Source organism: Nostoc sp., assembly GCF_036917755.1.
Lineage (GTDB): Bacteria > Cyanobacteriota > Cyanobacteriia > Cyanobacteriales > Nostocaceae > Nostoc.
The window spans coordinates 21,862-40,811 of the sequence record NZ_JBALFC010000086.1 but is presented as its reverse complement, the minus strand read 5'-3'; the positions used below and the strand labels follow the sequence as shown (position 1 = coordinate 40,811).

Sequence of the window (18,950 nt, the reverse complement as noted above, 5' to 3'; positions counted from 1 at the left end):
TTTTATAATACTTGCTTCTCTGTATTCATTTATTGGTGATATCTCCTGTATCCCTAGTGGTTCGCCCTTTTGGGAAAACTTTTTGGTTTACTGGTGTATATGGCTGTGTTTTACATCTAGATATTAAAAACGAAAAAATTTGGATTCAACACGATGGTACTGAAGGAGGTATCGCCAATGAACTTATTAGTCGAGGTATACCCAAAAAAGACATCGTTTTGGCTTTTCATTCCCCCTTTAAACGACAATTTACCGAGTTTGCTGTTGGTTAAGATTGCTGAGGTTTGAAAGGAAATAGTCCCAAATAACATCGGGTTGAAGTTAGCAGCTTCAGGGTTGACTCTTAACTTGCACATTTTATAACCCTTATACAGTAAGGCTTTTAGAAATACGATCAAAATGTGCTTGTTTCATATTTTGCTAGTGCTTCGCCGCGCTAGGTGGAGACTCACATCTTGCACCTAGCCCTGGCGATTAGAAATCGAGGCTATACAAACGAAGTCCACCTCCGTGGACTAAGAGAAAATCAAAGGTTTTTAACCCACGTTCGCCCTTGGCGTTCCGCAGGAAAGGTGGGTTTCGCCTGTGTAGCCGCGACTTCCAGCCGCCTGGTGCAAGATATGGGTTAACATTTGCTGCTTCCGGGTTGACATTTGCTGCTTCCGGGTTGACGTTAGCTGCTTTCGGGTTGGCGTTAGCTGCTTTCGGGTTGGCGTTTGCTGCTTTCGGGTTGGCGTTTGCTGCTTCCGGGTTGACATTTGCTGCTTCCGGGTTGACGTTTGCTGCTTCCGGGTTGGCGTTAGCAGCTTCCGGGTTGGCGTTTGCTACTTCCGGGTTGACGTTTGCTGCTTCCGGGTTGGCGTTTGCTGCTTCCGGGTTGACGTTTGCTGCTTCCGGGTTGGAACTCCGTATTTTGGGCGAACTACGCTTACAACACAAAATCTGATGCGGTGAGAGTTGGCGCACCAGTTAGAATCGCAAGGGTTGGGATTGCTTCTGATTAAGAGAGTTGAGTTAGAGTAATTTCAATCGCTAAACTTTTCGTGATTTAGGATATAACCAGAAGCTAAACAAACGGCTAACTCTAGGCATGACAATATAAGTCAACAGCAAAACCATTGTAATGGTAATGATCAACGAAATAATCAAGGGTGGTAAACCACGAAGCAGAGGGACTATAAACCTACTCAAAATATTAATCAACACATATACAGCTGCGCAAGTTAGCAATGCTATTTTATAGCGTGGTGGAGTTTTCAGTGGTTGACCGGGAACAGAAAACCAAGCTTCTAATCCACAGATTTGTTGAACATTAGGGTCAGATTCAACCAAGTGTTTACCTAGATTCAGCCAATATTCGCGATCGCGCGATGTCATCCACACCTTTAAATTTTTATAATCGTCAAACCGGAAGATGATCACATATTCATTTCGCACCCCAAGTTGAGGACGAATTACATTTGTTCCTAAATGACCTACATAGGTTCTGGAAACCCTGGTAATCTCTTTCAACCAAGCTTCGTAAGCGGTTTCACATCCTGGTTTGACAACTTGTGTAATGACTACAGTTACAGATTTATCGTCCTGTTCCATCTGCATTAGTTATACCAATCAATTTTAGATTTTGGATTTTTTCGCGTAGCTTGCTTATCGCAGAGCGAGTATCAATTTACTTGCTGTGAAACATTTTTAAATTTGGGATTTTAAATTTAAAATCCCAAATTTAAAATCTAAAATTCGGTCATTCTCAAGTTAACCGAGTACGTGGGTTTAAATTCCCCGGTTCAATAACACTTAATTACGAATTACGAATTATTTAAGGGATATCCAGCTTTTCCAACCTCAAGCCGCACAACATTAGCAGGAACGACACCTGTAGGAGGAGGTAAAAACATTCCACCATTGGTAACAACATAAATCGCAGTGCCGCAGCTACGCCCGTCGTAGACATCGCTCTCACCTTGACCAAAAGCCACGGCTGTGCTACCAATTACACCTGATTCGGCTTGAGCAATGATCGTTGTAGTGCGATCGCTTGCAATTCGCACCACACTGTTGTATATGTGCGTTGCTCCGTAAAGGTTGCCTTCCACATCAAAGGCAAAGTCATCAATATTAGTCTGCTCAACAAAGATTTCCGGTTCGCCTGGTTTATCTCCGGTATCAATGGGAATCCGCAACAGCAACATTTTTTCCGTATTTGAAACGTAGAGGAAATCACCAAAACGCTTCAAACCATTTGCCGCCGGAGTCACATTTTCCGAATTGCTACGAGCAAGCATTGGATGTTCTAGCCAAATAGATCCACGACGTTGAGCGATATCAATCAGCCAAATTGCACCCCGATAAGAATCTGCTGTTAAATACTGAGTGCCAGAAAGCGGAGTGATGCCATTTAGAAATATTGCATCTGGCAGAGTTAGCAAAGTTTCCACCGTGCCATCACTGGTAACTAGAGAAACCACTGGTATAGAATCAGCATTCCAGCCTGTTGCCACCAAACCCCCGTTGTTAGTGAAAGCAAGACCACTTACTTTGCCCTCAACAGTGGCATGAATCTGCTGATTGCCATCCGGAGTAATGCGAACAATCTCGCCAACTTCGTGATTAGTTACAAAGATTATGCCATCTGGTGAAATTGCTAGATTTTCCAAAAAAGTATTGACCGGAAACGAGGCTATAATTTTAGCAGGTGCTAATTCAATCTGTGTATCTGCGTAAATAGGCGGTAAACCTGCGGAATTTCCCATATTAACCTACCACTGTAATTGAATGGGGCCACCAAACTTTCGCATCTCTGCAAAAAACTGTCCTTGCGCTCCTTCATCGGGAAGTGTTGCCAAATAGACAGCAGTTTGCGCTCCTTCTTCTGCCGTGAACGGGGCATTATCTCCCCCCATATCAGTCTTCATCCAACCAGGAGAATAGGCATTCACGAGAATATTAGTATCTTGGAGTTCCTTGGCGAGAATCACGGTTAGTCCATTTACTCCGACCTTCGAGAGTCGATAGGAGGGCGCTAAAGGGTAGTAGTCAGTGGGAATTGACACCAGAGATGCCATTTCTGTTGAGATGTTGACAATGCGACCGTAGTTTTGCAGCTTCATCAACGGAATTAATGCTTGAGAAATTCTGAGTACTGCAAGAACATTGGTTTCAAAGGTCGATCGCATCGTTTCCAGTTGCACAGTTAGTAAGCTGGACTCCTCCGGCTTCGTTGTGGGATTTACGCCGGCATTATTGACCAGAATATCTACTTTGCCGTAAGTTTCATGCAGCCACTCAGTAAACTGCTGCACACTTCCATCATTGGTGACATCCAGCGTGTGATAGTCAACATCAAACCCTTCATTGGTAAGCTGCTGTTTAGCAGCAAGACCATCTGTTTGATTACGACTCGTCAGAATTACGCGGTTGCCAATTTGGGATAATTGACGGGAAATTGCATATCCTAGCCCTCGATTACTGCCTGTTACCACAGCAATTCTTTTTTCAGTCGTCATTTTTATGACCTGGAAACTGCTTTTGATTTTACTGTACTGAGGTGCGATAAATTAAGCAAATTAATTGCCTGACGACTCCTCACTTAAAATTTCCACTAAGAGATATCGTGAAGACAGGTGAAGTCTCCAAAAAGTAATTATGACCACCAACTTACCAGTCATTACAGAAATTGTACCAATGGTCTTGCAGCTGCAACCTGCGATGTCTACGACGGGCGTAGCTGCGGCACTAACCGAAGACCAGTTTTACGAGTTTTGTCAGCTAAACCGCGATTTTCGCATCGAACGTAATCCTGCTGGAGAATTAGTGATTATCTCTCCGAAAGATGCAGAAACTAGCCAACGTAACTTTGAAATTATTGGTCAGTTGGGTATTTAGACAAAGCAAGATGGTACAGGTGTAGGGTTTGGTTCCAGTGGTGGGTTTACTTTGCTAAATGGTGCGGTGCGATCGCCTGATGCAGCGTGGATAAAACGCGATCGCTAGAAAGCCATACCACCAGAACTGCGAAAAAAATTTGCGCCGATTTGTCCTGAGTTTGTGATTGAATTGCGTTCTGAGAGCGTAGTTTACCGCACTTCGACAAGGCTCAGTGACCACCGTAGGCATCGCTTACAAGTTTTACAACATAAGATGCAAGAGTATATTGATAATGGGACACAACTTGGTTGGTTAATTGATAAAAAACAACGCCAAGTTTTTATTTATGGTTCAATCAACCCACGTTTGACAGCTTCGCTCAATGCTCCAATTTTCTTAAAAACTCTGTCAACAAATTCTTGTTTTGAAAAGTAGCTCGAATCGTATCGCTATTATTATAATCAACGATAACTTCAAATTTTTCAAATTTCCCAACTGGACTGTCAATCTTAAGTGTATCCAGCCCACTAATTGCATCATCAATACTATCAAATTCGTATCTCTTTCCGAAAAGCGGAATTACAACTATATTACTAATGTAACGCTCAAGACAATTTCTAAGCGTTTCCATAAACCGATCTACTTCTTCTTGAGAAACTCGCATTAAAGCCTGTCGCAGTTTTTCTTTATCTGAACTAGTAAGACTATCAAGTTGTCTAAAGGCTGTAGTATAGCTTTCATCAGGAGTATCTTCATCAAAAGCAACATCAAAATAAATTACTTCAAATGCTGACACTACACCCTTATAGGGAATATAAATAACTGCAAAGCCATTATTTTTGAGTTGTTCTAGCGCTGGCTTTGTGAAATCTCCAGCTAATACTACCCCATAAAAGGGTGCAGATAGATGATGAAGCTCAATAATAGGTAATATCGCCCCTTGGATTTCCTGAGCTTTATTCTTTGAGTGCTTTGTATATCTACGCCACGCAGATTCAATAAATGCAACAGGTCTGCCAAGCTTATTATCCGTGCCATCGACTTCAATCACAAAATCTAGATCATGCTTATTTCCATATTTATCTTCCCAAGTAACCTTTTTACCACTTCTAGCTGCACGCGATCGCTGCCAGTCAAGATAGTAGTTTTTGACTTGGGCAAATTGCTGTAGTCGAGGTTTAAGAATATCATAAAGTACAATATCTTCAAGAAGTTTGCCTAGTTGCTGACCAAACTTGTGTGATGGTGACTGTGCCATAATCTAACTTTCTAGCCAAAGCCTTCCTTCATGTAAAGGAATATTATGTTTTCTGTTTTTCCACTTGACATTACGCTCTCTAATTTTCTCAAAAGACCATAAGCAAAAGCCTGCCTCATTTGCTAATTTTCCAAACCACTGCTCAACTGGAACATACACCCCATAAGGAGCCGAATCTCCTATTACAAAGCAAATCTTACAATCAGATGTTGTAACTCGACGAAGGGCATGGAATACAGACCCCATATCAATAAAGTATGCGGCTATCATTGTGTGATAAGCCTTGTTGCCAGCTTTAGTCTCTCGGACTTTTTCTAGCTCTTTACAAACAGGAATTAGCTCATCTCGAATTGGCTCAAGGATAGGATCAGCGATCAAAGTATCCAATTTCAATCGATCCTTTGACACATGTTGCGAACTTGAACGAATCAGAAACTTGCGAACTGTATCATGTAAATCCCCCCAAGAGTTAACCTCGCCCCAAAAGGTCATTTCGAGACGCGTTGCATCAGCATAGTCATAGTTGTTTGCATACGGTGGAGAGGTTATTACTAAATCTATTGACTTATCGGGAATACCTTCTAAAATCCTTGCATCTTCTTTAAGAAGGGTAGCTTGGCTTGCTGTTCTAAGACACTGCATATAACGCATATCTTCTAACATCAAAGCGACTTGGGTATCTAGTGCATCAAGTGGTTTAGAAATCTTGGCTTTTCGTTTGTTTGGAAGAATATATTGCCACTGCGCCGTGCCTACATAGCTTGACAATCGTAAAGTAGCAGAGATTGCTAGAAAAGTGAGAGACTGTAACTCTTCAGATAGGGTTGGAGCTAGTTCTAAATAGGCTTGCCTGATTTTGAAGAGATATATTAATACATCCTCGGTGTAGCATTTGCTTAATAACACTGGCATTTTGTCTGGAAACTTTGGCTGAAGATTAGCAGCAAGATTTTTAATCTCAGCGATCGCTGACAAAAACTCATAGGTATGTATATTCCATGAGAGCTTCCCTTGTGCAAGCCGATAAACAAAAGGGTGCGCTTCAATGCCGTAGGAATTCACACCAAGTTTATCAGCAGCAATACAAACAGTGCCAGAACCTGCAAATGGATCGAGAACAATTTTAGGTTCCAGTTCTGCGATTACTCCTTCAACCCAAGTTGCTGAAAATCCAGCAGAATACCTAAACCATCTATGAATAGGTAATTTCATATTGTCAGTAAATGTGCCTGTTCTTTCTGTAATAGCTCTTGATTGAAAATCATTGCGAAGTTCAGGCATCAAATTTAAAAGCTGAAGTTAATAGGGCTTACTCATTTTAAATTAGTATTGACTAGATTCAGAAAAAATCAGCGAAAACTTACGCGAAGTTTTAGCATTAGGTAATGCTGCAAAACAGCCTTTTTTAATTTACCTAGTTCCCCGTCGTACTGCTTCTTTTTATTTTACCAATTCGCTTCCGTCCAATACTGCGGTTTGATTCGCCTGTATCCATATCTGCGCCCGGACTTCTTCAGGAATCTGGCTCACTAGCTTAAGGGTTCAATCAATCCACGTTTGACAGCTTCGCTCAAAACAGTGGCTTTTCTTAAAAGTCCTTCTTGATAGACCTGCATCAGGGTTTGTAACTCTGAGCGATCGCCTTCAGTAAGGGGTACAAGTATCATTGGAACAGAAAACCGGGTTAAGCTTAAAAGTCTTATTGGATAAGGATTCTATTGATGGTTGTAGTAGCTCATTTTTGAAATCGCCAAGTAATCTCTTAACCAGAAATCAAGGGTTTCAGCGCCTAAACACTTTGGTAATATTTATGTAATACGACTTAACTCGGTTTTCTGTTCCGATCCTACTAATACCCCGGAATAATCGTCAAATGACTTGCTAGTAATCTTTTTGAGATATCTCATCAAGATGAATTTTTGTGTCAAACAATATATTTTCTCTAAATAAAATCAGTTACTACTTAGATTTGATTTTTAGCGATGGCTACGCCCCCCGAAGGCATCGCACTTTTTTTGGGTCGTCTAACAAAATCGCATTGCTCCCAATACGACGAAAGTAGTTTGAAACTGCAATTTATTATATGGTTGTAAAGTTTTTTAGCTAAATTTCGAAAATGCAGGTTCGTGCCGTGATAAAGATAAGGAATGCCACTAGAACGAGTGTTACTGTATTCGAGACACGCCACCAAAAGGAGAGACATCATAATGGATATTTTGTTGCGATCCCGACGATTTGGCCTGGCCGGCTTATTTGCGGCAGGGCTGCTAGCTGCCGTTCCTTTCTCTGTCTCACTTGCTGCGACCCTCGCCAACGATCTGATGCTGATTAATGTGCAAACCAACAAGTGCCTTACTATCGCTGGGGGAAGAAGTACCGAAAACAATGTGACAGCCCTTCAATTCAACTGCGACAGCGACCCGTCGCGCCGTTGGAGGATAATCGACGTGACCGGTACGGGTGTCTATCAGATTAGGAATGTGCAAACTAACAAGTGTCTCACTATTGCCGGGGGAAGAAGTACCGAAAACAACGTAACAGCCCTTCAATTCGACTGCGACAGCGATCCGTCGCGCCGTTGGACGATAACCGATGTGACCGGCGCCGGTGTTTATCAAATCAGGAATGTGCAAACCAACAAGTGTCTCACTATTGCTGGGGGAAGAAGTACCGAAAACAACGTAACAGCCCTTCAATTTGACTGCGACAGCGATCCATCGCGCCTCTGGACGCTGAAGCTATAGCTCTGATCTCGCTTCACCTTATCCCTCTTTTGTGACTTTGGGAGAACCCAATCGCTGAAAGCCTTTGGCAGCTTTAATCTTCAGATTTTGGCTACAAACTTAATTACTATTAGAAAATAAAGGCTTAAAGCTTTATCAAATCGAAGTTTCAGAATCAAGCTTCAATTATTGTTTTCCGAGAGTAACAAAAGAGGGGTAATAATAACCAAAAATAATAGTCAAATTAAAAGTTCTAGCTAAAAATCGGGACTGAGAAATACATCTCAGTCCCGATAAAAAAGCGGGTTAACCGCTATTTATATAGTTAACCCGTGCAGCTTTGGGAACGCGCAGAGAAATTGCTATTGCAATACCAACTTCACATTGGCGTTTTGCAGACCGCGTTGTTTTACTTCAGCCAAAGTTTTGTTAACTGCATACTTTTGGTTGATGGAGTTGATCAACTCGGTTTGGTTGTGCTTCTTAGCAACTCCCCACAAGTCAGCGATTAGGTCAAAAGAACCATCGCTGTTGCGAGACCAGCCGAGGTCATATTCGCCATCCAACATAGCAACGATGTCAGAACGGACACGCTGACCGTTATAACCACGGACATCAGCTTCAGTCTTTACGCTGATACCTAAGTCGCGCAAGGAAGCCTTGAGGATTTCGGCATCGGTGATCTTGGTACGCAGGGTGCTAAAGTGAGACATTTGGGTTTCCTCCAATGAGAAGATTGAGAAAAACGACAACGGTTTGTTTTCGGCGAAGCCGCGCTTATCAGGATGCGGCTTTTCTTATAACTGCTAGCATTGGGAGCTAGCCTTTCCCCCTGGGATGGCAGAGGAAAGCTTTTAAAACTCCATTCGCTGATATTCAGCTACGGAGGATGCTGCGGGGCGTGCGCGCTGTCTGGCCCAATCTCTCAGAGCCGTTACTTGTTCTTGCATCGTTCGAGACAGCGGCAATGTTGCCTTCAGTGCAGCAATAATATCTAGTTGGGTGAACTCCCGATCTTGGGCAAAAGCTTCATACATTGCCGCAACGATCGCTTGCTCAACTTCTGCCCCAGAAAAGCCGTCAGACATCTTGGCTAATTGCTCAAGATCAAATCGAGAGATGTCTTCACGGCGCTTGGTCAGATGAATATTGAAAATCTGCTGCCGTTCTTCCGGTGTTGGCAGATCGACAAAGAATATTTCATCAAAGCGTCCTTTCCTCAAGAACTCCCCAGGTAAGCGTTCTACTCGGTTGGCAGTTGCCATCACAAACACTGGTGATTTCTTATCTTGCATCCATGTGAGGAAAGAACCGAAGATTCTACTGGAAGTCCCCCCATCAGAATCAGACGAACCTCCACTACCAGCAAAGGATTTATCCAATTCATCGATAAACAAAATCGCTGGGGAAATAGATTCTGCTGTTTTCAGGGCGTTTCGCAGATTTGCCTCACTTCGTCCCACCATTGAGCCGTCGTAGACTCGCCCCATATCTAACCGCAACAGTGGTAAACCCCACAGCCGGGAAGTAGTTTTGGCAATTAACGATTTACCACAACCGGGAACTCCGAGAATTAACATCCCCTTTGGTTGAGGCAAACCATACTCTCTCGCTCTTTCTGTAAAAGCGTTAGAGCGTTGCTTGAGCCATCTTTTTAACTCTTCTAAGCCACCTACAGCATCAATGGTTTCATCTTCTTCAATGTATTCTAAGATCCCATTGCGCCGAATTAGTTGCTTTTTCTCAGATAAAACGATATCTACTTCATCTTCCGTCAAACGCCCTGTAGTTACCTGTGCCTTCCGATAGACTTTCTCAGCTTCATCTTTAGTTAGACCCAAAGCGGCTCTGAGAAGCTTTTCTCTGGCTTCTGTTGTCACCCGCCGACCACGATTTTGCTCTATATGGAGGGTTAATACCTTATTCAACTCAGCCATATCTGGCAATGTAAAATCGAGAACGACAACTTCTTTTTCCAGCTCTATAGGTACTTGCTGCATCGGCGACATCAAAATGATATTCTTTTGCGTACCTTTAAAGCTGGCGATCGCATCACGCAACGATCTATTAGTTGCAGGCGCATCTATAAATGGATGTAAATCTTTAAGAATAAATATACTAGGTTCTTTCTGCCGAATTATCCACTCAATCGCCGCCTCTGGAGACACGGTATTATGTTGGGTGACATTCCGGGGTTGACCATACTCCACAATCCCGTGTGTTACTGTCCAAATAAATACTCGGCGCTGGGGCTTTAACAACTGGGCGATCGTGGAAATTGCTTGCTCAGCCCGCTCTTCCTCGGAGGTAACAAGGTAGATTAAAGGGTATTGAGCTTGAATTAGGATATTGAGCTCTTCTTTCATACTTCGACCTACTTGAGACCTTATAAAGACAGTAGAGACATTGCTTCTGGTAAAGACAACCGAATCATCAATAATTCCTTATCTTATTTAGCAAGGAACTAACTCTTCCTCACCCTTGGGATTGGTTTCATCTCCATCCATATCAATGGAAAGATGCTTTTGACCAACTACTCCTGGTTGATTGCCCAGAGCAACCAGTTCCCTATCACGTAAGACTAGTGAGCTATCACAAGTTGGACATGAATAAACTCTATGAGTCCGCCCGTAAGAAGAATCTTCTACCTCGTCAACCAATTCTGCATTAGACAGGTAAAACACGAGGGCACGTTCGGCAAGCTCTGACATTGGTTCAGAATCGACTGCTGAACGAATCTTCAGTTTTCTGTGCAACTCTGGCGATAAATACAAAGTGACCTTTTGCTTAGTTTGCGTTTGCATATAACTCTTTAACGGTCTTACCCGGGTATGTATATCAAGTTATCGGTTCTTTTCTTGCTTGTCAAGACGTTAAAACGTTTTAACGGCAATTTCGTTACATTTGTTTACAGTGGGGCTAAAAAGCAGTTTAATTGAGCGATAAATCGCTGACTACAAACCTGTCAACTCAAAACCTGAAACCTGAATGGGAATTAGCGATCGCGAATTAACGATGAAGCAATAATTGCCTGACTTGGCTTATTTTTTCATTATTTGGAGCGTAAGCGGATTAAAGTTGAACACCTTTCCGGTTGTAAACAACTGATATCCACAGGAGATGCCAGCGAATGACACTAGCATAGAAAAAAGGGAAACTGAGCCGATTACAACACCACTGGCAATAAACAGAGCAATTCCGATGCCAATCAACACCCATCCCAGTTTCCGATTATTGCCCCCACCCCAATTCAGAGCTACTACACCTCCCATACAGAGCAAAATTCCAGGTGTGCTACGTAAATAAACACTGATATAAATGCTTGTACTTAAAAATGTAATCCCTGCTAGGATTAGTCCTAAGCCAATAAGCTTACTGGCAAGGACTACTTGATCTTCCTCTTCTTTAGCGATCGCAGGTGCTGTAATTTTTGTTGGCGCGGAGTTTGGTGTAGGATTTTTTGTGGCAGATGCAGAGTGCTGCTGCACCCTAAATATGAAACTTATTTTGTCTCCCTGCCCAAGGGAAACTCTGTCTCCCGGTTGCAGGGGAGAAAAAACTTGAGGTTGAAGTTTTACACCGTTAATATATGTGCCATTAGAACTGCCCAAATCGGTGATATGGTATTCATCCCCATTTACCCAAAGAAAGCGCGTGGATGCGAGATGCCACATCCGAATCTGGTAAGCCAGAAACATCAATATCTGGTGGTTTTTGGTCGTTTGGCTTACCGATGCAAATTACAGAAAGATTCGGTGGAAATTGTAAAGATGTGTTGGTTTGGAAGTGAAAAAGCTCCAAAGTTAGCTCGGCTGTCTGAGATGGACTGTACATAAGTTGTGTAATAAAGCACTTATTCTCGGCTTCCTCTACTGGGAACTCAAAAGAGAATGGTAAATATGCTGAAAAGAATATTGAATTTTTAATGAGCGCTCTTTTGATGCAGTTTCCCGATTCGGGAATAAATCGTAAATTGGGGAAGGTATTGATCTGAGTTTCTGGTATTTCTATAAAATCAGTGACTTTGGCAAAATGTGTAATGTAAATGGCTACTGCTAATAAAATCTGTAGTTTGGGGCGAAGAATTTATCGGTTTGCCGCCAGCCTTAGCGGAGCCATTGCCCTGTTTATAATTCTGTGGGGTTGTACTGGATCTGATTTTAACGCCGGAGCGATCGCCTGGAAAACTTATAGCAACTCCCGTTATGGCTTTGAATTTCCATATCCGAGTAACTGGACTTCTTTAGCAGCCCCAGCAAATGATGATGGAATCGCGTTTATTTCACGACAGGATAACTCAGTGGAAATTCGGGGGTGGGCAAGTCAGCAGCTAGCAAATTCGATTGTTACAAACCAAGAGTCTGTGAAAAAGATAAAACCCAACTTTCAAACCGCCCAAGGAGTATCTGGGGTAATGGTTGTAGAAGTTGATCAACGAGTAGGTTCGATGACACTAACATTAACTCAGGGTCAAGTGAAATACTGTTGGCGGGGACAAAGCAAAAGCCAAAAATTTCCAGATTACTATCGTTTGTTTTATTACATTGCCCAACAGTATCGGATTTCCAAGTCTTGAAATATTGGGCATTGGGCATTGGGCATTGGGCATTGGGCATTGGGCATTGGGCATTGGGCATTGGGCATTGGGCATTGGGCATTGGGCATTGGGCATGGGGCATTGGGCATTGGTTATTCTCCTCATCTCCCCCATCTCCCCCATCTCCCTCATCTCCCCCACTCCCCACTCCCCCAAAATCCACATCTCCACCAGAATGATGATTGAGAGGGGACAGAAACCTGATAGATTTAGCTATCAGCAAGTAAAAACTGGTGAAGATGAAAGTCCTGGTTATTGGTGGTGATGGATATTGCGGTTGGGCAACTGCTCTTTACCTTTCCAATCGAGGTTATGAAGTTGGAATTTTAGATAGTTTGGTGCGGCGGCACTGGGATAATGAACTTGGTGTTGAAACTCTCACTCCGATCGCACTAATTCAGCAACGCCTCCAGCGCTGGCAAGATTTGACGGGTAAATCTATCGACTTGTTCATCGGCGATATTACTAATTACGAGTTTCTCCAGAAAACATTACATCAATTTCAGCCAAACGCCCTAGTGCATTTTGGTGAACAGCGTTCGGCTCCATTTTCCATGATTGACCGCGAGCATGCAGTTCTCACCCAGGTCAATAATGTAGTTGGTACGTTGAACTTACTGTATGCCATGCGGGAAGATTTCCCCGACTGTCATTTGGTGAAGCTGGGAACGATGGGTGAATACGGTACACCCAACATCGATATCGAGGAAGGGTATATCACCATTGAACACAATGGACGCAAGGATACCCTACCTTATCCCAAGCAGCCTGGTTCAATGTACCATTTAAGCAAAGTCCATGATAGTCATAACATCCACTTTGCTTGCCGGATTTGGGGATTGCGGGCAACGGATTTAAATCAGGGTGTAGTTTACGGCGTCTTAACCGAAGAAACGGGGATGGACGAACTATTGATCAATCGGCTGGATTATGATGGTGTGTTTGGTACAGCACTAAACCGCTTTTGTATTCAAGCAGTGATCGCACACCCTCTAACCGTCTATGGTAAAGGTGGGCAAACTCGCGGATTTTTGGATATTCGGGATACAGTCCGATGTGTAGAATTAGCGATCGCTAACCCTGCCGAGGCTGGTGAATTCCGCGTATTTAACCAATTTACCGAACAATTCAGCGTCGGCGAATTGGCATTAATGGTCAAAAAAGCTGGTAACGCTATGGGATTGAACGTAGAAATCAATCACCTAGATAATCCCAGAGTCGAGAAAGAAGAACATTATTTCAACGCTAAAAACACTAAATTGCTCGATTTAGGGTTACAGCCACACTTGCTCTCTGATTCTCTACTCGATTCTCTGTTAAACTTTGCCATCAAGTATCAGAAACGAGTTGATCACAAACAAATCCTGCCTAAAGTCTCTTGGCACAGAAATTAGGGTAAACCCCAGTAAATCGTGGGTCTAAAAATGGTCGTTATATTTTAGCACAATATGACGACCAATCAGTTATTATTTATCAGGCGTATCGTCTAGCTATTATTAAATTTGCCGTTTACCACAGTTATTCTGACTGTGCAGAATTGATTACAGCACGCGCGACAGTTTACTCTGTGTTTAATAGCAAAATGCACTCTGAAGCTGAGATTATCTGCCTGTACTGAATAGTTTTATATGAGAATTGCTCTATTCACCGAAACCTTTTTGCCCAAGGTTGACGGCATTGTAACGCGCCTGCGCCATACTGTTGACCATCTACAACGCAGTGGTAATCAAGTGCTGGTAATTGCCCCTGATGGAGGCATTACTGAACACAAAGGCGCTAAAGTTTACGGCGTTACGGGCTTTCCTCTGCCATTGTATCCAGAATTGAAAATGGCACTTCCCCGCCCAGCCATTGGTTATCTTTTAGAAGAGTTTAAGCCAGATGTTATTCATGTCGTGAATCCAGCAGTTTTGGGTTTAGCTGGGATATTTTATAGCAAAATTCTCAAAATACCCTTAGTGGCCTCTTACCATACCCATTTACCCCAATATCTCCAGCATTACGGCTTAGGGATGCTGGAAGGTTTTCTTTGGGAATTGCTGAAAGGCGCTCATAATCAAGCAGCTTTGAACCTGTGTACCTCAACAGCGATGGTGGAGGAACTGACAGCACACGGTATTGAACGTGTAGATTTGTGGCAACGCGGGGTGGATACGGAATTATTTCACCCCGATTTAGCTAGTGTAGAGATGCGATCGCGCTTATCGCAAAATCATCCAGAAAGTCCATTGCTACTTTACGTTGGGCGGCTTTCGGCTGAAAAAGAAATTGAGCGCATCAAACCAATTTTAGAGGCAATTCCGGCAGCGCGGTTGGCATTGGTTGGGGATGGTCCCCACCGTCAAGCATTGCAAAAACACTTTGCTGGCACAAACACTTATTTTGTTGGGTATCTCATGGGGAAAGAGTTAGGTTCTGCCTTTGCGAGTGCTGATGCCTTTATTTTTCCTTCCCGTACAGAAACACTAGGCTTGGTACTACTAGAAGCGATGGCTGCTGGCTGTCCAGTAGTAGCAGCCCGTTCGGGGGGAATTCCCGATATTGTCACAGATGGCGTAAATGGATATCTTTTTGAGCCAACAGCAGATGTTCAAGCAGCGATACCTGCGGCGGGCGGAGCCATCGCTGCTACTATTCGCCTCTTAGAACAAAAACAACAACGAGACATCATCCGTCAAAATGCTCGCCAGGAAGCAGAAAGGTGGGGTTGGGCGGCTGCTACTAGGCAGCTACAAGATTACTATCAAAAGGTGATATTTTCTGAACAGTTAGCAAAATAGGGGAGTAGGGAGTGGGGAGTGGGGAGTGGAGGATGAGGGGGATGAGGGGGATGAGGGGGATGAGGGAGAAGAATTAATAACCAATGCCCAATGCCCCATGCCCCATGCCCCATGCCCCATGCCCAATGCCCAATGCCCAATGCCAAAAATCTAAAATCTAAAATTCCCATGACACTCCCCAACCCTGGTAGCGTCTTGGCTACATTAACTGAACTTACTCAAGTTAATCGTACTCACACTCTACTGCATCGTGTTAAAGACTTATCTGTTAATGAATTTGTTTGTTTACTCGACTTCATAACTGCTGAGTTCCAACAATTTCTTAGAGCCATTGAACTGATTAATAATGAAGCTCTAGAAACTATGTTGGAGAAGGTGCTAGAAGCTATCACACTCAAAATTGGTCAAATCCTCCAAGCAGAACACACAGCTATTTTTTTAGTTGACTATGACAAAGGTCAACTGTGGTCAAAAGTTCCCCAAGATAATACCCAAAAATTCTTAGAAATTCGTACTCCCATCACAGTGGGTATCCCCGGTCATGTTGCCAGTACAGGTGAATATCTAAATATATCTGAAACTTATACTCATCCCCTATTTAGCCCAGAACTTGAAAAGCAAATGGGCTACAAAATTCATAATCTTTTATGTATGCCGGTTATCAGTAGCAAAAACCAGACTGTAGCGGTAGTTCAACTTGCTAATAAAACCGGGAATGTTCCGTTTAATTCTGATGATGAAGAACGTTTTCGAGACTTCGCCGCTTCTATTGGGATTATTCTGGAAAGCTGCCAATCTTTTTATGTAGCAGCTCGCAATCAACGAGGCGCAACGGCTTTGTTGCGGGCAACTCAGACACTGGGGCAAAGTTTGGATTTAGAAGCAACTTTGCAGATAGTTATGGAGCAAGCTCGAATTTTAATGCAAGCAGACCGCAGCACACTGTTTTTATATCGTAAAGAGATGAGCGAACTCTGGACAAAAGTTGCAGCGGCGGCAGATGGCACAAACTTGATAGAAATCCGCATTCCCGTTAACCGTGGCATTGCTGGCTATGTGGCCTCTACTGGTGAAGCCTTAAATATTTCCGATGCCTATAAAGATCCCCGCTTTGACCCGACTACAGATAGAAAAACTGGGTATGTAACTCGCAATATTCTGTGTTTGCCAGTATTTAATTCTGCAAATGAATTAATTGGCGTAACACAATTAATTAATAAGCAACAAAATAGTTTTACTGCTTCTGATGAAGAGTTTATGCGGGCTTTTAATATTCAGGCAGGAATTGCTTTAGAAAATGCTCGCCTGTTTGAAAATGTGCTGTTAGAAAAACAGTATCAAAAAGACATTTTGCAAAGTCTGTCAGATGCTGTGATTTCTACAGATATGGTAGGACGGATTGTCACGATTAATGATGCGGCACTGGAGTTATTGGGTTCTCCTATAGGAGAGGCTAATACTAAGAACAACAAGCTTTTGTGGGAACAAAATTTGATTGGTCGCCTAGTTTGGGAAGTTGTGCCAATTGAAAATCTCCAAATGCGGCTAGAAGATAGTTTAAAAACTGGAGCTAAACATTATGTGCCAGAGCAAAGTTTGATGGTGGGACTATACCAAGTTATGAGTGAGGAGTTAGGAGTTAAAAGTGAGACTCAATACTCAGGACTTACGAATCAGCATTCAATTTTAGCAGTGCGCGATCGCACTAATCCCGATATTTTCATTCCCTGGAATCTACCCCTGACTCCCCAATCTGAGTTTCTCACTTCCAATCAGGTGCAACAATTAGAACGCAGTATAAATCTTACTGTTAATCCCCTAACTAACCCAGAAGGTGGTGTACGCGGTGGTTTAGTCGTGTTAGAAGACATCAGTCAGGAAAAACGGATGAAAACTACCATGTCCCGCTACCTAACGCCTCATGTAGCCGAACAAGTTATGGCTCTGGGGGAAGATGCTTTAATGGTAGGTGAGCGCAAGGAAGTAACCATTTTGTTTTCTGATATCCGGGGTTACACAACACTTACGGAAAATCTTGGTGCAGCTGAGGTGGTATTGCTGCTCAATCAGTATTTTGAAACGATGGTGGAGGCGGTTTTTAACTACGAAGGCACTCTTGATAAATTTATTGGTGATGCTTTAATGGCGGTATTTGGTGCGCCGCTACCACTTACAGAAAATCATGCTTGGAGGGCTGTGCAGTCAGCGTTAGATATGAGACGCCGCCTAGAGGAATTTAACCAACGGCGAATTATCCAGGCGCAGCCACAAATTCGTATTGGCATTGGGATTAGTTCTGGGGATGTAGTTTCGGGTAATATTGGTTCCCGCAAACGGATGGATTACACCGTAATTGGAGATGGCGTAAATTTGAGTTCGCGCTTGGAAGCGGCAACTAAGGATTATGGTTGTGATATACTTTTGAGTGAATTTACTTACCAGCTATGCAGCGATCGCATTTGGGTGCGCCAGTTAGATAAAATTCGCGTCAAAGGGAAACACCAAGCGGTGAATATCTACGAATTAATTAGCGATCGCACTACTCCCCTAGATGCCAACACTCAAGAGTTTTTGTTTCACTATCATACTGGACGCTCGGCTTATTTATCGCGCAACTTCTCACAAGCGATCGCCTGTTTTCAAGCCGCCAAATACATCCAACCCCAAGACCAAGCTGTTGATATCCACCTAGAACGCGCTCATAATTATCAGCAAACGCCGCCACCAGAGTGCTGGGATGGTGTCTGGACAATGCTTACTAAATAGTCATTGGGCATTGGTCATTGGGCATTGGGCATTGGGCATTGGGCACTTGTACTGAGCGAAGCCGAAGTATTGGGCATTGGTTATTCTCCTCATCTCCCTCATCCCCGCCTCTCTCCTTCAACCTTGAGCCTCCCCCTGATCATCCTGAAACGGATCTTCGCCAATTCTTAGCTCTTTTTTTGAGCGTTTCAACTGTTTCCATAGATCCTTTATTTGGTCGTAAGCTGCACCCGGAGGCAGTTTTCCACCTGTTTCTAAGCTGCAAATGTAGCTTACGCGTTGGGCAAATTCCTGTAGATTCGCATTAAAAACCAAGTTCTCTGGCTTTACCTGACCGTAGTAGCGACCACGAGGGTAGAGAAAATCATCCTTGTTCACCATTTTGTTCTCCAATTTATTCAACTCCCCTTCTGTTTGAATCTCTAAAGCTGAATCACTAGCTACCCTAATCTTTACTTTTGTCAGACTGAGGGAAATCAAATCATTCAATTCCTTTTCCAACCGATGGTGCAGGAATTGGTTAATTCAGATTTTGAGACTAGAAGATCAAGCTTGAAATATTTTTGTTGTAAATGTTACAAAAAATTTACTGCAAAAGTAACTAGAGAGAATATTTGATTTTCCTCCCAGTTGTCAATTTATCTCATGTTAGTTTATGAAGTTCGGATTGTAATTAACTTCGATGGAAACCCTGAGTTACAAACTATACAAAGTATAGGCGTATGCCCTATTAGAATTTTCCGAGCAAAAATAATTGCAAATCTATAAGTAAACTATTTAGGCAAAAATACCATGTACCAAAGCCAATTGTCCTCTGTTCAAAGTTAGACATTTAGTTCTGAGTCTTTGGCGACTGGGGCAAAACAGTCCGAGTTCCGAGTTAAGACCTCATCCTCCCCAGCCCCTTTGGCCAATTATCGGCAGCCCCGTGTCCTCTTAAATAATCACCAATGGCTAATAGT

General features: G+C 43.0%; 25 protein-coding genes and 1 pseudogene. 10 read left to right on the top strand and 16 right to left on the bottom strand.

Annotation, left to right across the window (positions count from 1 at the left end):
* Window positions 1–98: 98 nt before the first annotated feature.
* Window positions 99–272: pseudogene (locus V7L05_RS18390) on the top strand (element excision factor XisI family protein); the annotation flags it as partial.
* A gap of 202 nt (window positions 273–474) precedes the next feature.
* On the opposite strand, the gene V7L05_RS18385 reads toward V7L05_RS18390, so the two are convergent.
* The 4 genes from V7L05_RS18385 to V7L05_RS18370 form a co-directional block, all read right to left on the bottom strand.
* Complete coding sequence (locus V7L05_RS18385) at window positions 475–966, bottom strand: hypothetical protein (protein WP_335166097.1); 492 nt, start codon at window positions 964–966, stop codon at window positions 475–477.
* A gap of 66 nt (window positions 967–1,032) precedes the next feature.
* Window positions 1,033–1,593 carry an antibiotic biosynthesis monooxygenase gene (locus tag V7L05_RS18380; protein WP_335166104.1) on the bottom strand — a complete coding sequence of 187 codons (561 nt, stop codon included), beginning with the start codon at window positions 1,591–1,593 and terminating at the stop codon, window positions 1,033–1,035.
* A 212-nt stretch (window positions 1,594–1,805) separates the two neighbouring features.
* On the bottom strand, window positions 1,806–2,750 hold the full coding sequence (locus V7L05_RS18375) for an SMP-30/gluconolactonase/LRE family protein (RefSeq protein WP_335166095.1): 945 nt from the start codon (window positions 2,748–2,750) through the stop codon (window positions 1,806–1,808).
* A gap of 6 nt (window positions 2,751–2,756) precedes the next feature.
* Window positions 2,757–3,503: an SDR family oxidoreductase gene (locus V7L05_RS18370; RefSeq protein WP_335166093.1), complete on the bottom strand. Its 747-nt coding sequence runs from the start codon at window positions 3,501–3,503 to the stop codon at window positions 2,757–2,759.
* A 139-nt stretch (window positions 3,504–3,642) separates the two neighbouring features.
* On the opposite strand from V7L05_RS18370, the gene V7L05_RS34775 reads away from it, so the two are divergent.
* A complete protein-coding gene (locus tag V7L05_RS34775; protein WP_442937016.1) occupies window positions 3,643–3,882 on the top strand; it encodes a hypothetical protein in 240 nt (79 codons plus the stop codon).
* Between the two features lie 46 nt (window positions 3,883–3,928).
* Here V7L05_RS34775 and V7L05_RS34770 read toward each other — a convergent pair whose 3' ends face one another.
* Complete coding sequence (locus tag V7L05_RS34770; protein ID WP_442937872.1) at window positions 3,929–4,090, bottom strand: hypothetical protein; 162 nt, start codon at window positions 4,088–4,090, stop codon at window positions 3,929–3,931.
* Here V7L05_RS34770 and V7L05_RS34765 point away from each other — a divergent pair.
* Window positions 4,045–4,299 (top strand): Uma2 family endonuclease, encoded by a 255-nt coding sequence (locus V7L05_RS34765; RefSeq protein WP_442937871.1) that lies wholly within the window; start codon window positions 4,045–4,047, stop codon window positions 4,297–4,299. The two genes, V7L05_RS34770 and V7L05_RS34765, sit on opposite strands and share 46 nt — an antisense overlap.
* Here V7L05_RS34765 and V7L05_RS18360 read toward each other — a convergent pair.
* The 3 genes from V7L05_RS18360 to V7L05_RS18350 form a co-directional block, all read right to left on the bottom strand.
* Window positions 4,244–5,122: a hypothetical protein gene (locus V7L05_RS18360; RefSeq protein WP_335166091.1), complete on the bottom strand. Its 879-nt coding sequence runs from the start codon at window positions 5,120–5,122 to the stop codon at window positions 4,244–4,246. The genes V7L05_RS34765 and V7L05_RS18360 overlap by 56 nt on opposite strands.
* 3 nt (window positions 5,123–5,125) lie before the next feature.
* Window positions 5,126–6,403, bottom strand: coding sequence for a DNA methyltransferase (locus tag V7L05_RS18355; RefSeq protein ID WP_335166089.1), 1,278 nt, complete (start codon window positions 6,401–6,403; stop codon window positions 5,126–5,128).
* 248 nt (window positions 6,404–6,651) lie between these two features.
* Window positions 6,652–6,789: a hypothetical protein gene (locus tag V7L05_RS18350; RefSeq protein WP_335166087.1), complete on the bottom strand. Its 138-nt coding sequence runs from the start codon at window positions 6,787–6,789 to the stop codon at window positions 6,652–6,654.
* A 540-nt stretch (window positions 6,790–7,329) separates the two neighbouring features.
* On the opposite strand from V7L05_RS18350, the gene V7L05_RS18345 reads away from it, so the two are divergent.
* Window positions 7,330–7,866 carry an RICIN domain-containing protein gene (locus V7L05_RS18345; protein ID WP_335166085.1) on the top strand — a complete coding sequence of 179 codons (537 nt, stop codon included), beginning with the start codon at window positions 7,330–7,332 and terminating at the stop codon, window positions 7,864–7,866.
* A 341-nt stretch (window positions 7,867–8,207) separates the two neighbouring features.
* Here V7L05_RS18345 and V7L05_RS18340 read toward each other — a convergent pair whose 3' ends face one another.
* The 5 genes from V7L05_RS18340 to V7L05_RS18320 form a co-directional block, all read right to left on the bottom strand.
* Window positions 8,208–8,558, bottom strand: a complete 351-nt coding sequence (locus tag V7L05_RS18340; protein WP_012407317.1) for a DUF1257 domain-containing protein — start codon at window positions 8,556–8,558, stop codon at window positions 8,208–8,210.
* A gap of 141 nt (window positions 8,559–8,699) precedes the next feature.
* On the bottom strand, window positions 8,700–10,211 hold the full coding sequence (gene ycf46 / locus V7L05_RS18335) for a stress-responsive protein Ycf46 (RefSeq protein WP_334833681.1): 1,512 nt from the start codon (window positions 10,209–10,211) through the stop codon (window positions 8,700–8,702).
* Window positions 10,212–10,298: 87 nt separating this feature from the next.
* Window positions 10,299–10,649, bottom strand: a complete 351-nt coding sequence (locus V7L05_RS18330) for a hypothetical protein (protein WP_335166083.1) — start codon at window positions 10,647–10,649, stop codon at window positions 10,299–10,301.
* A gap of 237 nt (window positions 10,650–10,886) precedes the next feature.
* Entirely contained in the window at window positions 10,887–11,519 is a 633-nt protein-coding gene (locus tag V7L05_RS18325; protein ID WP_335166081.1) for an FHA domain-containing protein, read from the bottom strand.
* Window positions 11,473–11,679, bottom strand: coding sequence for a hypothetical protein (locus V7L05_RS18320; protein WP_335166079.1), 207 nt, complete (start codon window positions 11,677–11,679; stop codon window positions 11,473–11,475). Before V7L05_RS18320 ends, V7L05_RS18325 begins: the two co-directional genes overlap by 47 nt.
* A gap of 211 nt (window positions 11,680–11,890) precedes the next feature.
* On the opposite strand from V7L05_RS18320, the gene V7L05_RS18315 reads away from it, so the two are divergent.
* The gene (locus V7L05_RS18315; RefSeq protein ID WP_335166077.1) at window positions 11,891–12,421 is read left to right on the top strand and encodes a hypothetical protein; all 531 of its coding nucleotides are present in this window, start codon (window positions 11,891–11,893) and stop codon (window positions 12,419–12,421) included.
* Here V7L05_RS18315 and V7L05_RS18310 read toward each other — a convergent pair.
* Window positions 12,385–12,531, bottom strand: coding sequence for a hypothetical protein (locus tag V7L05_RS18310; RefSeq protein ID WP_335166075.1), 147 nt, complete (start codon window positions 12,529–12,531; stop codon window positions 12,385–12,387). The two genes, V7L05_RS18315 and V7L05_RS18310, sit on opposite strands and share 37 nt — an antisense overlap.
* On the opposite strand from V7L05_RS18310, the gene V7L05_RS18305 reads away from it, so the two are divergent.
* From V7L05_RS18305 to V7L05_RS18285, 5 genes are all read left to right on the top strand, one after another.
* Window positions 12,516–12,707, top strand: coding sequence for a hypothetical protein (locus tag V7L05_RS18305; RefSeq protein ID WP_335166073.1), 192 nt, complete (start codon window positions 12,516–12,518; stop codon window positions 12,705–12,707). The genes V7L05_RS18310 and V7L05_RS18305 overlap by 16 nt on opposite strands.
* Window positions 12,682–13,836 (top strand): NAD-dependent epimerase/dehydratase family protein, encoded by a 1,155-nt coding sequence (locus V7L05_RS18300; RefSeq protein ID WP_335166071.1) that lies wholly within the window; start codon window positions 12,682–12,684, stop codon window positions 13,834–13,836. Before V7L05_RS18305 ends, V7L05_RS18300 begins: the two co-directional genes overlap by 26 nt.
* Before the next feature lie 234 nt (window positions 13,837–14,070).
* The gene (locus V7L05_RS18295) at window positions 14,071–15,222 is read left to right on the top strand and encodes a glycosyltransferase family 4 protein (RefSeq protein WP_335166069.1); all 1,152 of its coding nucleotides are present in this window, start codon (window positions 14,071–14,073) and stop codon (window positions 15,220–15,222) included.
* Window positions 15,223–15,247: 25 nt separating this feature from the next.
* On the top strand, window positions 15,248–15,376 hold the full coding sequence (locus tag V7L05_RS18290) for a histidine kinase (RefSeq protein ID WP_335166067.1): 129 nt from the start codon (window positions 15,248–15,250) through the stop codon (window positions 15,374–15,376).
* Window positions 15,377–15,390: 14 nt separating this feature from the next.
* Complete coding sequence (locus tag V7L05_RS18285) at window positions 15,391–17,988, top strand: GAF domain-containing protein (RefSeq protein ID WP_335166102.1); 2,598 nt, start codon at window positions 15,391–15,393, stop codon at window positions 17,986–17,988.
* Here V7L05_RS18285 and V7L05_RS18280 read toward each other — a convergent pair.
* Both V7L05_RS18280 and V7L05_RS18275 read right to left on the bottom strand, forming a co-directional pair.
* Window positions 17,981–18,109 (bottom strand): hypothetical protein, encoded by a 129-nt coding sequence (locus tag V7L05_RS18280; protein WP_335166065.1) that lies wholly within the window; start codon window positions 18,107–18,109, stop codon window positions 17,981–17,983. The two genes, V7L05_RS18285 and V7L05_RS18280, sit on opposite strands and share 8 nt — an antisense overlap.
* Window positions 18,106–18,369, bottom strand: a complete 264-nt coding sequence (locus tag V7L05_RS18275) for a DUF7219 family protein (RefSeq protein WP_335166100.1) — start codon at window positions 18,367–18,369, stop codon at window positions 18,106–18,108. The genes V7L05_RS18280 and V7L05_RS18275 overlap by 4 nt, the downstream gene beginning before the upstream one ends.
* Window positions 18,370–18,950 lie beyond the last annotated feature (581 nt).